We start from the raw sequence: 14,296 nt of genomic DNA, 5'->3' as shown, positions 1-14,296 counted from the left end.
CCCCATGACTTTCTGCCGCTGGCACAGCGGTAATCTTTTGCTTTTCTGCAACTTACGGCATGGGAAGTTATCAATCACCTGCGGTGGGCCTTCGCACTGCCACTCCAGTGGCTCGCCGTAAACCCTTCCCTGGGGGCTCAGCGGCGACATCCCTGTCGCCAATGGTCACTGGTGCGGCAGTGCTAGTCTATTGGTGTACCACTCCAGCCATGATGGAACAGTCTAGGAAACTCGAAGAGACATTATGACGTTTGACTGTTGCACCGCTTCCCCCTTCGGAGCCGCCGAGGGTGTTGGGCAAGAAACGGCAACAACCGAGGCAGGACGCCGAGGTAGCGACAGTCGAGCATGGAGGCGAGTCTGTCGCGTTGGCCGTTTCGCCCATAAACCCGAGAGGTTTTCGGCTCCGGCTGGGGGCATCCTTTGGGTTGCAAGGGGCTTTGGATGAGCAAAGCCCCTTGCCCGGGTGTGGGTTGGAGACCCACGACTTTCTACCGCTGGCACAGCGGCTATTCATTACCATTAACGCATATTATTCAACCGGTTGAAATCTACTGCTCGAGCTATACAAAACCTTTAGGGTCAGATAGCTTGTAAGGTAACTGACCTCACAAGCTCGCAATAATAAAATGTTATGGCTAACACGTATGAACCTTCTTACTTTGATTTTAAGCTTTTTAGTTTCTAGCGCCGCTTATGCCGGAGACGATTCTGATTGGCTTAAGGCAAATAATCTGAATGGCTACTTCCCGCAAGAGGCGAAATATGTGAACTTCCCAAACTTGTGTAACGAAAACACATGTTTCAATTTAGTTGCCGTCTCATATGTGACCGAAACTAATAAAGGCATGCGGAGATTGGCTGTTTTTTCGGGTTCTGGGGATTATCTTGGTGTTTATTCAGGCTTTCAAGAAATGCCGGTAAAAGTAGTCGGCACATCTCTGGTGTTCCCTGTGTCTGAATATGGTTACTTTATTAACTTTAGTGGTAGTCAGCCGCCAGCTACGGCTTATATCGACGGTGAAAACTTTGAGTTTGAGTCAAAGCCATAACAAGGTGGTGTTGTCGCCTGCGGCTGGGACCTCCGTTCCGCTGGCGCTCCACTCCGGCCCCAAACCACGGCGTTGATATGATTCCCTCTAAGTATTTAAGGAAGAACTGTGCTCGATCTAATTGAATTTATTGGTGAGGTTGGCAGTTCTTTCCCGTATCTATATCGGGTATGGGGTTTTATTCTGTTTCCTTCATACCGAAGGCGGGTGCTAAATGAGTACAAGGCTAAATCAACACTCTGGATTACTTTTGATTTATTGATGAGTCTTCTGTTTTTTGCAATGGAGTTATGGGTGACGATTTATATGGTGGACTTTGTTTTCTAGCTCGCAACAGCACACATTAATCGGTTGTTGGCGTCCCTTTGGTGATGGGAAGGATATTTCCTGTTTCGCAGCCATAAGTCAGTCTCAAAGTCGGGCGTTAACCTCTTGGCACATAGCACCCCAATAAGTCGCCACCGAATGACTGGCACTCAAACCGGACATGCCCTCCCTAAAGCTGCACACCGGCAGCCTATGCCGGAATCCCAGTTCCGGCGCCGTTTTGGGCGCTGGAAAACCACAAGCTATACTTGAGGCTGTCACTCAATCGCAGGAGAACCCCATGGCTTCCAAGTTGCTGACCCTGGACGAGGTCTGTCAGTTGCTCGACAAGACCCCCACCACTATCAAACGTTATGCCAGGGAAAATCTGTTATCCAGCATCAGGGACGGCGACAATTTGTTATTCCATGAGGAAGAAGTACTGAGGTTTCTGGAGTTTTCCAAACGGCTCGGCTAAGGCTTTTAGCTGGAACCTTAGGTTAAAGGGCCAGGCCAGCGGTGCCGGTTGCGAAAAGCAGCTCACCGCTCGTAGCAACTATCACCGGATGCAGCTATCACCAAAGTCCAGCAGTCACTGGATACAGCTAATAGCTGCTAGCGCCGGTATTGACGGGCATAGGGGGCAAAGTCGGCCAGCAATTGCGCGTGATCGCCCCTGGCCACTATCTGGCCCTGCTCCAGCACACAGATCTGATCCATCTGCGCCATGGCGGTCAGTCTGTGGCTTATCATCAACAGAGTCCTGCCTTGCTTGCGTTCGCCCTTGGCCAACGCCTTGGTTTCGCCTACGGCCGCCCCCTCAGCCCCAGCAGATTCTCCGGCCTCACCCCGACAGTGGGCCAGCAGGAGCCTGAGCATCTGCGCCTCGGTGTGCCTGTCGAGTCCTTCCGTTGGTTCATCCAGCAGCAGTATCGGACTGTCACGCAGCAGCGCCCGGGCTATGCCAAGGCGACGGGTTTCACCGCCGGACAGGGGCCGACCGCCGTCGCCAAGCCAGCAATCCAGCGCCAAATGGCCAAGGCCCACCTTGGCCAGCACGGCGGTGAGTTCGGCATCCGTGGCTGCCTCATTGGCCAGCAACAGGTTATCCCTTAGGCTTGCGCTGAACACATGCACCCTTTGGCTCACGACCGTAATGGCGCGGCGCAGTTCGGCCTCGCTGTAGGCCGTCAGTGGCCGCCCGTCCAGCAGTATCTCGCCGCGCACCGGCTCCCAACAGCGGGTCAGCAGCGACAGCAGGGTCGACTTGCCGCAGCCGGTTTTACCGATAAGGGCGGTGCTGCTGCCGGGAGCGAGTTCCAGCGCGACGCCCTTGAGCACAGGGGCGCCGCCGGGATAGGCGAAATCGATCCCCTTAAGCTCAATCCGGCCCTCGGTGACGGTCGGCCCCTGGCTCACAAACTGCACGCCGGGCGGGGCGGTAAGCAAATCATCGACCCGGTTTGCCGCCTCCAGGGTGCCGGCCAATTGGGCGAAGGCGGTGCTCAGGGGCGACAGCAGTTCCATGGTCGACAGGGCGGCAAACAGCAGCAAGGCAGCCAGGGCGCCCGGCGGTTGATTGCTGCCAACGCCGCCGGACACCAACAGCAAGATAAGCAGCACCAGGGTGCCATGGATGAAAATGGTTAACCCAAGGCCAATCCCATTAAGTGATGCGAGCCACGCCTGGGTGCGCTGCCAGGTGCGCTCCCGCTCATCCAGCGCCGCCCGATAGCCTTCTCTGGCGCCAAAGAGGGTCAACTCCCCCTGGGCCGAGAGATATTCCAGCAGTGCGATTCGGTAATCCCTTTTGCCCTGAACCTGTCCCCTCGACGCCCGCCGACCGAGAACATAGAAGAGCGCCGGCAGACACAAAGCACTGAGCAGCAGGCCGCCGCCGAGCAGCAAGGCCTTGGCCGGGTCGAACCAGGCCACAAATCCCACCAGCAGCAGGCTTCCCAGGACAAAACTGCAAAGCGGCACCGCCAGGCGCAAATACAAGTGATCCAGGGTATCTATGTCGGCCACCAGGCGGTTGAGCAGTTCGCCGCGGCGCTCGCCCCCAAGACGCTGCTCGCCGAGGGGCAACAGTGCCCGCCAGGCCAGGGAGCGCAGGGTGGTCAGGGCCCTGAAGGTGGCCTCGTGGGTCACCAGCCGCTCGCCATAGCGACTGGCGGTGCGGGCGATGGACAGGCCCCGCACCCCACCCGCCGGGGTAAAATAATTGAAGGCCTGGGCTGTGGTGACGGTCAGCCCCGCCAGCGCCGTGGCCGACAAAAACCAGCCCGACAGCGACAACAGCCCCATGCCGCTCAAAAGCGCGATGAGTGACAACAGCAGCCCCAACAGCATCATCAGGCTGTGGTGTTTCAACAGCGGCCACAGCCAGTCACAGGACCTTGTATTGGAGGTGATGCCGGTGTTCATCCCGGATTTCATCCCGGTCTTCATAAAGCGTCCTCCTGCGCCAGCAACCGCGCCACCGGGCCATCTGCCAGGGCGAGTTCCCTGAGTTTGCCCTGCTGTTGCAGTTGTCCCTGTGCCAGATAGAGCACAGTATCCTCAGCATTCAATTCATCGAGCCTGTGACTTATCAGCAACCGGGTACGACCAAGGGCGGCCTGTTTAAGGGAATCCATCACCAGGCGCTCACTGTCCACATCCAGACTGGCACCCGGTTCATCGAGCAGCAATAACCGTCCCTTGCCCGCCAAGGCCCTCGCCAACGCAAGCCGCTGAGCCTGACCCACGGAAACGCTACTCCCCTGCTCCGCCAGTATCTGCTCCAGCCCCTGGGGCAGGCCGCGGACAAGCTCGGCTATATGTGCCTGTTCCAGCAGGGCCCAGATCTCGGCGTCACTCAGAGGCCTGCCCATGGCGACATTGTCCCTCACCGAGCAGTGCAACAGTTGCGGCTCCTGGGACAGCCACAGCAATTGCGCCCGCCAGGCGGCCATATCCAGGTCGCGGAGTTCGACGCCGCCGACGGTGAGGCTGCCCTCATAGGGTAAAAAGCCCAGCAGCGCATTGAGCAGACTGCTCTTACCGGCGCCGCTGGGCCCGAGAATGACCACCTGCTCGCCGTCGGCGATGGCAAAACTCACCGGCCCCAGCAGGCACTGGCCGTCGTGGCTCATGACCCTGAGATCTTTGGCGCAAATGGCAAGGGAGTCAGGCAGCGGCTGCTCGCCCGGCGCTGGTGTGTGCAACTCGCCTTCCAACAGGCTATGGAGGGCCTCGGCCGCCGCCACCGCCTGAGCCTTGGCATGATAGTGGGTGCCCAGCTCCCGCAGCGGCTGATAAAACTCGGGCGCCAGCAAGAGCACAAACAGGGCGCTGCCCAGCTGCACTCCGGCGCCGTAGTGACCGAAGTCCAAATGCCCCAGCAAGCTGAAACCAAAATACACCGCCAGCAGGGCTATGCTGACGGCGGCAAAAAACTCCAGTACCGCTGAGCTTAAAAAGGCCAGCCGCAATACCGCCATGGTGCGGTGGCGGAACTCTTCGGAGGCATTTTCGATGGCCTGCTGCTCGGCGGCAGCGCGGTCAAACAGCCTCAAAGTAGAAAGCCCCCTGAGCCTGTCCATAAAGTGGCCCGCCAAGCGTGACAGGGCCTGAAAGTGCTGTTTATTGGCATCGCTGGCGCCCATGCCCACCAGCACCATAAACAGCGGGATCAGCGGTGCCGTGCCAAGCAATATCAGCCCGGCGGCCCAGTTCAGCGGCCAGACACTGACAAGGATTAACAGCGGCACCAGGGCCACAAGTGTCATTTGCGGCAGATAACGGCCGTAAAAATCCTGCAACTGCTCCACCTGCTCCAGCAACTTGCTGGCCCAACTGCCGACCGCCTGACTGCGGATATATGCCGGCCCCAGGGCGCTTAACCTGTCCAGCACCCGTCCCCGCAGGGCGCGCCTCAGCCTGAGCCCTGCCTCGAAGCCGGCCCGCTCCCTCCCCCAAGCCAGCAGGGCCCGCAGCGGCAACAGCGCCAGCAGCACCAGGAGTTCCGGCATATGCCGGCTGACCGGCACGCCATTGAGCACCAGATCGCTGAGCACCGAAGCCAGCAACCAGCTTTGGGCCACCAGGGCCACGGCATTGATACAGGCCAAGGCCACGCTGAGCCGCAGCATGGGACCACAAATGGATTTTTGTTGCCTGAGCCAGAGAATAAGCTGCTTTTCGAGGGATTTATCCATTAACAAACCGAGATCTGAGGATGGCGATGGTGGCCAAAATGATGGGGCGCAGTATCTCAGCCCGGCCACAGTGAATAAAGGGTAAATTAAAGCGATGGGGGCTGTGCCAGCGGGAGCGGTTCATGTTGGAGCTGTTGTTTGAACCGGGGTTGAGGGAGGGGTGCCAAAGCGCACCAGTACATGCCAGAGCCACTTGAGTTCTTCGAGACGCTTGCGGCCGTCGCTTGCCCGTGCGGCCCTGGCGGCCTTGCCTATGGCATAGGCGCTGACCCGGCCATCAATGGCGACCTGCCTGGCCAGCTCCGGCATGGTAGCGCCGCGAAAATCCCGCGGCACCCGGTCCGTCAGGAGTTCCCGTCCCCGGTGCCACAGCAATTGCACCCCGTAACGCCCGCACAGGGCGGCTAACAGCTGCCCCACTTCGGTGCCGTTAAAGCTGGGATCGGCCACCAGGCAGTCCACATCCGTTGCCAGCGACAGCGGGCCATGAACCTGAGCCTCGATGTAATGATCAAGATTGCCACCCAGTGGCAGCTCAAGTCTGTGGTTCATGCTCCCGGGCAGGCTGTCCAGCAGGTGCGCTATCAATTGGGTCGGCGGCAAGCCGCTCTGGCCCAGGGCATAGCCCCGTTCAAAGCTTTCACTCAACAGCGCCGCCAGCAGCATATCAAAGCAATCCCGGGTGCCCTTCTCCCTTGGGGTGCGGTAGGAGTCCAGGTAACAAAAGCTGCTGCGTTGCAGCACCGCCTCGGAGCATAAAAAATAGCAGCTGCCGAAACGGGGTGAGGGGCCATCGACAAACAATCCCAGATCCAGGGCACCGTACTTGGGACGGGCCGCCTTGTCGTTGCAAAGGCTGCCGAAAAATGCCCGCTCCCAATGATCCCGGGGGCCGCCAATCTCGGGTGACAGCAGGCCATTGGACACATGGGTCTCGAACTGATTGCGATACAGACCGTCATTGAACAGGCCCTCGGCCACCATCAGGCCACGGCAATCGAGGCGATCGGGATGAAAATGCAGCGCTATACGGCCATGGCTCTGAAGGGCATCCATGGCGGCATTGAATCTTTGGGGGGAGATATCAGACATCTGCAGCACGTTGCGGATCAGCGCCTGGGCGCTCTCCCGCTGCTCAAGGGCATAGCGCCTGATGCTGTCTATGGCGGGATAAGTGGCCGTGGTGTTGAGTGGGCTGGATTTTTGATTAGCCGTGACCGAAGGTTTGAGATTAGCGGTGACCGAAGGTTTCACATTAGCCATAGTTTCGCACGCTCATTGTCGGGCACTGGAACACGGCAGGCATCAGCTATCCCCTTTTGAGCTATGCCCTTGTGAGCTATGCCCATCCCTGCGCCTGGAACTGGGGCTCAAGATAGCAGAGCACTCCAGGCGACTCCATGTTTATTAACCCTTTTTAATGCACAGCGATCCGGTGGCAAAGCTGCAACAGGCCCGGCAGGGCAGCGGCAACTGCAGGTTTCGGACAACAAACAGTACAATTCGGCCGGGGCTTATCTGTGGCTTAAAATGAGGTATCGATGGCGGCCAGGGCCCGCATAGGTTAAGCTTGCGTCCCCCTGTACCGGCCCGACCGGCACATCCCGTTTTTCCAGCAAGAGAGATCTGCATGAGTTTTGCCTCCCTGGGGTTGTCCGCCCCCATTCTCAAGGCCCTGAGCCAGAAAGGTTATCAGACCCCGTCCCCCATCCAGGCCCAGGCAATTCCTGTGGTGCTCAAGGGCGGTGACCTGTTGGCCGCGGCCCAGACAGGCACGGGCAAGACCGCAGGTTTCACCCTGCCGTTGCTGGAAAATCTGAGCAAGGGCCAAAAGGCCGGCCCCAAGCAGGTGCGCGCCCTGGTATTGACTCCGACCCGTGAGCTGGCGGCGCAAATAGCCGACAATGTCACGGCCTACAGCAAGTACCTGCCGCTCAAGAGCACAGTTGTGTTCGGCGGCGTGTCCATCAATCCGCAGATCAGTGCCCTGGCCCGCGGTGTCGATATCCTGGTGGCCACCCCTGGACGCCTGCTGGATCTGTATCAGCAACATGCCCTGAGTTTCCACGGTCTGGAAGTGCTGGTACTGGACGAGGCCGACCGTATGCTGGACATGGGCTTTATCCATGACATCAAACGCATTCTCAAACTGCTGCCACCCAAGCGCCAGAATCTGCTGTTCTCGGCCACCTTCTCGGAAGAGATCCGCACCCTGGCCCACGGCCTGTTGCACAACGCCGCCGAAGTTTCGGTCACGCCGCGCAACTCCACCGCCGAGCGGGTGCGCCAGTGGATCTGTCCGGTGGACAAGAACCAGAAACCGGCCCTGCTGGCCGAGCTGACCCGCTTCTATCGCTGGGAGCAGGTGCTGGTCTTCTGCCGTACCAAGCATGGTGCCAACCGTCTGGCAAAACAGATGGAGGCCGAAGGCATCAAGGCCGCCGCCATCCATGGCAACAAGAGCCAGAGTGCCCGTACCAAGGCGCTGGCGGATTTCAAATCCGGTGCCATCCGCATGCTGGTGGCGACAGACATCGCCGCCCGCGGCATCGACATTGCCGAGCTGCCCCAGGTGGTCAACTTTGAACTGCCACACGTGCCCGAAGACTATGTACACCGTATCGGCCGCACCGGACGTGCCGGCAGCGACGGCGAGGCCGTGTCCCTGGTGACCCATGAAGAGGTCAAACAGCTGCGCGATATTGAGCGCCTGATCAAGCAATCGCTGACCCGCAAGGAATTCGACGGTTTTATCCCCACCCATCCGCTGCCAACCAGCCAGCAAGCCGGGGGCGGCAGCCGCTCCCAGGCCAAGTCGGGCCAAGGCGCCAAACAGGGCCAGGGCGCCAAGCGTCCACATAGCAAGGGTCGCACCGGCCAGCCACAGGGCGAGCAACAACGCCCCGAGCGCAGGACCGATGGCCGCAAGGGCGGCGAGCAAAGGCCCGCCGATAGTCGTGGCAATGCGGAAAAACGCGACAGCGGTGACAGACGTCAACAGCCCGAGGGCCGCAAGCCCCAACAAAGCAAGCCCCAGGGCAGTAAGCCACAGGGCAGTAAACCACAGGGCAACAGACCTGAGGGCAACAGATCTCAGGCCAACAAACCTCAAGGCAGTTCAGCAGAAGGCAAGCCTCAGGTACGCCGTCGTCGTCCCAAACCGCAGGGCGCCCCAAAACCGGCGGCTTGATTGCACGCGTGAATTCAGACTTGATTAGAACATGCCCGGGCCCAGTGCCCGGGTATTTTTTCCCCTGCACCACAGCACCACAGCGCTAATGCCAACGGCAGCGAGAGTGAATCTCACTTTGATTCAGGCAAAAAGCACGCCATGTCCCCTAGCGCATTAAAGATGGATTGTCACTATCACAGCCCTCTGACAGAGCAAAAGAATCTGACCGCCAAGCCGCATTAGGCGTAAAATTAATGCTCCGGTATACCATTGGAGTCATCGCCATGAGCAGATTTCAAAATCTGTTGGCCGTCACAGATGAAAGTACCCATTCCCGCGCCGCCCTGCAAAAAGCCATTCAGCTGGCCAATCTCTGCCACGGAAATCTGACCCTGTTACGGGTACAACTGCCTGAATATCAGGGGGTGGTTCACTGGCTGGATCAACACCTGTCCCATCACGATGAAGTGAAAAGCGAGTCCCCCCACCATGACAGCTATCCGAATCAGGATATCAAGGTACGGGTGAAGCATTGCCGGGCTGCCTCCCTGGCTGCCGCCATTGTCAACGAAGTCAGGCAAGAAGATTACGATCTGCTGCTGGTGGAACATCACCACTACGCGCCCTGGCTATGTGAATTTGCCAGCACCGACGACTGGCAACTGCTGAAAGACGTGGCCCTGCCGGTGCTGTTTGCCGGTGAGCAGCCCTGGAGTACGGACGGCCGTATCCTCACCGCCCTCGACATTGACGACGATCAGGAAACGCCAACCTTCAATCGTGCCCTGCTGCACTTTGCCGGGGATCTGGCGGAGTTGCTGCATCAACAACTGCATCTGCTCAATTGTTATCAGGACAATGAACTGGGCATGTCCTTCAGCGCCAGTCAGGCGCCGGACGAGGCCAGCCATCACTGGCAAAGACTCAGACAACTGGCAGAGGAACTGGCACTGACCGACGACAGGCTGCACCTGGGCAACGGCCTGCCGGACTTTGTGATTGCCGATACCGCCCGGGCCTGCAACAGCGACATAGTAGTGCTGGGCGCCAATGCCCATGAAGACTGGCTCAGCGAAATCAAGGGCCATACCTCCCAGGCACTGCTGAACCAGCTGCAGTGCGACATTCTGGCCCTGAGAACCAACCTGCATTGACGCCAAATCATACCGGGTAAAAACACATCCTCTGCGATTCTTACTAAGCATCAGATGCAAAACCGGACAATGAGGTAAATGGTCGCAAAATAGTCGACTGGCACGGCGGCGAGCTCAGCGCCGCTGCCAGCGCCGACCTGGGGGGGGCCTGTTTCCGACTGACGCTGCCATTGGAGAATGGCGGTAACAATGCATAACGGTACTGAGCTTACAGTCCGCTCACCTGGCAGTACCCGCAATAGAGCCTTGAGCCCGGTTTGACAGGGTTAAGTGACGGTCGCTCGCTCAAGGGGCTATACTCGCTCCAGTTATGACTCCACGGACAGACTCCTTGAACCGCATTCTGATCCTTTGTATCGCCCTGTTTGCTGTAGTCTGGACCTGGCACAGGTATCCGTCACAGGAACAGACGGCGCCACCCGCTCACACCAGCCAGGCCGAAATTGGCCAAACCGAGACAGACCTCACCGAGATTGCCCCAACCCAAATTTCCAGTAGCGATGCCCAACTCGCCAGAGCCTTTGCCAATCGGCAAAGTCAATTGCAGGTGCAGGGCGAGGGGGAAGTGATTAAGTTATTGGCCGATGATAACGAGGGCAGTCGCCATCAGAGGTTTATTATCCGCCTGGCGTCGGGGCAAACCCTGCTGATTGCCCATAACATAGACCTGGCACCGCGGCTGGCCCCCCTCAAAATCGGCGATTGGGTCAGTTTTTATGGCCAGTATGAGTGGAATCCCAAGGGGGGAGTCATACACTGGACCCACGCCGACCCCAAGGGACATCATTCCGAAGGCTGGTTGAAATATAAAGAGCGCTGAGGCGGTCTCTTGCCCTTACCCATCAGAAAAAGGTTCTTATCCGTCAGAAAACGGCAAGGGTTCAGCTTGGCAGAACCCCGGCTGAATATGTGATAGATGGCCCTAATTTAGCAGGCAAAAATTGACCTGTGACTCCTGCGTCATCCACAATAAAAACTGACTGCGCGCAAACTCTGAGTCTGGGGTTTGACCTGTGAAAAACACTCATGGATGAGTGTTTCCGCTGCCAGAAATAAACATCCAGAGGAAAGCGCTACTTTGCCTATATCCCGCACCAAACACGATAACTTGCTCTCTCTGTTTGAATTGGGGTTATTGCCCTTATTTTTGCTGAGCCTGGTCTACATACTGAGCGGCAAACTGGGCTTGATGCTGGCCCTGCCACCGGGATATGCCAGCCCGATTTTTCCACCTGCGGGTATAGCACTGGCGGCAGCCTTTCTGGCAGGCAAGCGCACCTGGCCGTTCATTTTTGTTGGCTCCTTGCTGCTGAATCTGTGGATTGGCTATCAGGATCAGGGCAACATTGGCACCACAGGCACGCTGGTGGCCACTGTCATTGCCCTGGCCTCTTTGCTGCAAGCCATTCTCGGCAGCGCCATGCTGCGCAAAATCATTTCCCTGCCCACGTCCCTGGACAACAGCCGTGAGGTCGCCGGCTTTTTACTGCTGGCGCCGGTGTTCTGTCTGACCAGCGCCAGCTTGTCGGTGGGCGGATTGTTCCTGCTCGGCTTGGTTGACGCCAGGGACGTGATCAGTAACTGGGTAGCCTGGTGGATTGGCGATACCCTGGGGGCCGTGGTGTTGTTCCCCCTGACCATGATATTCACCGCCGCGCCCTTTACTCTTTGGCGCAGCCGCATCAAAACAGTGGCCCTGCCCATCAGCGCGGTGTTTGTGTTTTTCGTGGCCATCTTCATCAAAACCAGCCAATGGGAATACGGTGATTCCCTGTCCGAATTCAAGCAGTATTCTCAGCAGAGCCTGATGCAGTTTCAATCCAAACTGGAAACCCAGGAAGCCCTGCTGGCCCAGACCGCGGCCCTGTTTGCCCGCGACGGCGATGATGCGGTGAGCCGCAATGAATTTGCCCGCTTTGCCGATCGCTCCCTCAGTCGCTATCCCATGATCCAGGCCCTGAGCTATGCGCCGAGGATCACCGGCGAGCGGCGTCAGGCATTTATCACCAAGCAACAGTTTGAGCTGGCCCAATTTACCATCACGGAGCGCAACGACCAGGGTAAGCTGCAGGCTGCCGGCTTCAGGGACTTCTATTATCCCGTGACCTTTATTGAACCGCTGAGCGGCAATCAGGAGGCCCTGGGCTTTGATCTTGCCTCCAATCCGTTGCGACTGACCGCCATAGTCTCCGCCAAGCAGACCGGCGCCCTGGTGGCATCGGCACCGCTGCAACTGGTACAGGAAAAGCAGGGCCAAAAGGGGGTGCTGCTGTTTATGGCGATTAACCCCCAGGATCCCTATTCCGGCGTGGTGACCTCGGTGTTGCGGATGGGGGAATTCATGACCCAGCTGCTGCCGGAAGTCAGCCCCCATCTCTACATGCGCCTGACCGATGCCGAAGATCAAAGCACGCTGTACGACAATTTTGGCCCGGAGCAACCAAGGCCACTGTTTTCCCGCACCCTGGATTTCGGCGGTCGCAGCTACCGCCTGGAAACGGCCCCCACCCCGCTTTACAACCAGATGCACCGCAGCTGGCAGAGTTGGGGCGTGCTGGCCATCAGTGTTCTCAGTACCGGACTGCTGAGCGCCCTGCTGCTGCTCAGCACGGGCTACACGGCCCGCATTGAGGCCCAGGTCGCAGACCGAACCCGCAAGCTCAGGGACAGCGAGTTCCGCTGGAAGTTTGCCCTTGAAGGAGCCGGCGACGGCGTGTGGGACTGGGATGTCTCCAACGGCAAGGTGTTCTTTTCCAGGCGCTGGAAAGAGATGCTTGGCTATGACAAGGAAGAGATCAGCGACAGCGTGGACGAGTGGAAAAACCGCCTGCATCCTGACGACAAGTCGGCCACCCTGGCGGCGCTGCAGGCCAACCTCGACGGTAAAACCCCGATTTATACGATAGAACACAGGCTCAGGTGCCGCGACGGCAGCTGGAAGTGGATCCTTGACCGCGGCATGGTGGTCAGCCGTGACCACAATGGTCGGCCCTTACGAGTAATTGGCACCCAGACTGACATCACAGAGCGCAAACTGCACGAACAACTGGTGCAGCGTCTGGCCCATTACGATGCCCTCACCGGCTTGCCCAACCGCAGCCTGTTCGACGATCGCTTTCGGCAGCATCTGACCTCAGCCAAGCGGGATAAGCAGATGCTGGCGCTGATGTTTATCGATTTGGACAGGTTCAAGCCCGTCAATGACGATCTTGGTCATCATTGGGGCGATGAACTGCTCAAGCAGGCCGCCACCCGAATGCAGGCCTGTGTCCGTGAGGCCGATACAGTGTCGCGCATCGGCGGTGATGAATTCATAGTGCTGCTGCCATCGATTAAGACCCTCGACGATGCCTTCAGGGTTGCCGAGAAAATCCGTCTCGCCCTGAGCGAGCCCTTTATGCTCGACAACCACAGGATCTGCATCTCCTCCAGCATAGGCCTGGCCCTGTATCCGGACGATGGCCTGGACGAACTGCAGCTGTTGAAAAATGCCGACACCGCCATGTATGCCGCCAAAGCGGCCGGGCGCGACACAATACAGCACTATCGAAATGACATGCAGCTTATGGGGTTGAAACAAGCGTTGGAGCCGGGAGGCAAGGCGGATAAACATGAGTTGTAAACAAAAGGCGGCTGCGCTGGAAAACCGGCTGGCGCAACAACAGCAAAGCAGCCCGCAGAACCGTATCTCCTGGCCCCTGAAGCTGGCTTGCCTGACCCTGGCACTGGCTGCTGTGGTACTGCTCTGTTACCTCGACTGAGCAAGGCAAAGCGCCCCGCCGCCGGGCGGAGCGCGTGACGCTATCACTGCAGCTCAGTTATTCTTGGCGCCTTGATCTATCCACAGCTTGATGGTGTCAATCTGCTCCATGCTCAAGGGCTCGCCCTGGCCCTGGGCCATTTTGTCGTCATGGTGCGGTGGCATCTGGATTTTGGGATCCACATTGTGCGAGATCACCAGATACAGGGTGCTTGACGCCGCGCTGCCGGGGACAACCACAGGCCCCATCTTGGTACCGGCCATCATGCTGCTGTAGCTGTTGAGTATTAATCCCGCATTCTGCGCGCCTTCACCCGCCACATGGCAACTGAAACATGAGGTCCGCAAAATAGGCAGCACCTCTTCCTGATAACTGACCTGACGACTGCACCCACTCAGTACCACTCCGGCACCCAGCAGCAGCATCAGGGAAACTTTATTCGATAACATAATTCCCCCTTAGCCTTAGACTCCAGTGGCAGGCCTGATCCCGGCTCGGTCGGGGCAAATCGCCCCAATCGGATTGAAGCCTCTCAAAATCAACACCCTGCCATAGGGTTAAGTGTAGTTGCTGCCACCCTTTCACCACATATTTTTCATGGTTAATTCAGCAGCAGCGGACTGGCATCAAGGCTTGACGGGCAAAAAGG

General features: G+C 58.3%; 11 protein-coding genes. 7 read left to right on the top strand and 4 right to left on the bottom strand.

The features are described 5' to 3' along the window. The first annotated feature begins 647 nt into the window (after positions 1–647). Both JYB85_RS03770 and JYB85_RS03765 read left to right on the top strand, forming a co-directional pair. Positions 648–1,052, top strand: a complete 405-nt coding sequence (locus JYB85_RS03770) for a hypothetical protein (RefSeq protein ID WP_207381126.1) — start codon at positions 648–650, stop codon at positions 1,050–1,052. Between the two features lie 607 nt (positions 1,053–1,659). Continuing rightward, positions 1,660–1,836, top strand: coding sequence for a helix-turn-helix domain-containing protein (locus tag JYB85_RS03765; protein WP_207322089.1), 177 nt, complete (start codon positions 1,660–1,662; stop codon positions 1,834–1,836). 137 nt (positions 1,837–1,973) lie between these two features. Here the strand turns inward: JYB85_RS03765 and cydC are convergent, their stop codons facing one another. The 3 genes from cydC to JYB85_RS03750 form a co-directional block, all read right to left on the bottom strand. Next, a complete protein-coding gene (cydC, locus tag JYB85_RS03760) occupies positions 1,974–3,785 on the bottom strand; it encodes a heme ABC transporter ATP-binding protein/permease CydC (RefSeq protein WP_207381959.1) in 1,812 nt (603 codons plus the stop codon). Between the two features lie 20 nt (positions 3,786–3,805). After that, entirely contained in the window at positions 3,806–5,560 is a 1,755-nt protein-coding gene (cydD, locus tag JYB85_RS03755) for a heme ABC transporter permease/ATP-binding protein CydD (protein WP_207381125.1), read from the bottom strand. Between the two features lie 120 nt (positions 5,561–5,680). Further along, positions 5,681–6,823 carry a DUF3626 domain-containing protein gene (locus JYB85_RS03750; protein WP_207381124.1) on the bottom strand — a complete coding sequence of 381 codons (1,143 nt, stop codon included), beginning with the start codon at positions 6,821–6,823 and terminating at the stop codon, positions 5,681–5,683. 367 nt (positions 6,824–7,190) lie between these two features. Here JYB85_RS03750 and JYB85_RS03745 point away from each other — a divergent pair, with 367 nt between their 5' ends. The 5 genes from JYB85_RS03745 (at position 7,191) to JYB85_RS03725 (ending at position 13,647) form a co-directional block, all read left to right on the top strand. After that, entirely contained in the window at positions 7,191–8,750 is a 1,560-nt protein-coding gene (locus tag JYB85_RS03745; RefSeq protein ID WP_207381123.1) for a DEAD/DEAH box helicase, read from the top strand. A gap of 266 nt (positions 8,751–9,016) precedes the next feature. Continuing rightward, positions 9,017–9,886, top strand: coding sequence for a universal stress protein (locus JYB85_RS03740; RefSeq protein WP_207381122.1), 870 nt, complete (start codon positions 9,017–9,019; stop codon positions 9,884–9,886). A 331-nt stretch (positions 9,887–10,217) separates the two neighbouring features. Continuing rightward, positions 10,218–10,706 (top strand): DUF3465 domain-containing protein, encoded by a 489-nt coding sequence (locus JYB85_RS03735; RefSeq protein ID WP_324032837.1) that lies wholly within the window; start codon positions 10,218–10,220, stop codon positions 10,704–10,706. A gap of 258 nt (positions 10,707–10,964) precedes the next feature. Then, positions 10,965–13,508 carry a diguanylate cyclase domain-containing protein gene (locus JYB85_RS03730; protein ID WP_207381120.1) on the top strand — a complete coding sequence of 848 codons (2,544 nt, stop codon included), beginning with the start codon at positions 10,965–10,967 and terminating at the stop codon, positions 13,506–13,508. Next, positions 13,498–13,647, top strand: coding sequence for a hypothetical protein (locus JYB85_RS03725; protein WP_207322082.1), 150 nt, complete (start codon positions 13,498–13,500; stop codon positions 13,645–13,647). Before JYB85_RS03730 ends, JYB85_RS03725 begins: the two co-directional genes overlap by 11 nt. 53 nt (positions 13,648–13,700) lie before the next feature. On the opposite strand, the gene JYB85_RS03720 is transcribed toward JYB85_RS03725, so the two are convergent. Continuing rightward, positions 13,701–14,096 (bottom strand): c-type cytochrome domain-containing protein, encoded by a 396-nt coding sequence (locus JYB85_RS03720; protein WP_207381119.1) that lies wholly within the window; start codon positions 14,094–14,096, stop codon positions 13,701–13,703. Positions 14,097–14,296: the final 200 nt, after the last annotated feature.

Origin of the sequence: Shewanella sedimentimangrovi, from assembly GCF_017354965.1 — a bacterium.
Taxonomy (GTDB): Bacteria; Pseudomonadota; Gammaproteobacteria; order Enterobacterales; family Shewanellaceae; genus Shewanella; species Shewanella cyperi.
The sequence above is the reverse complement of the archived record's forward strand: the minus strand, read 5'-3'. Positions and strand labels throughout refer to the sequence as shown.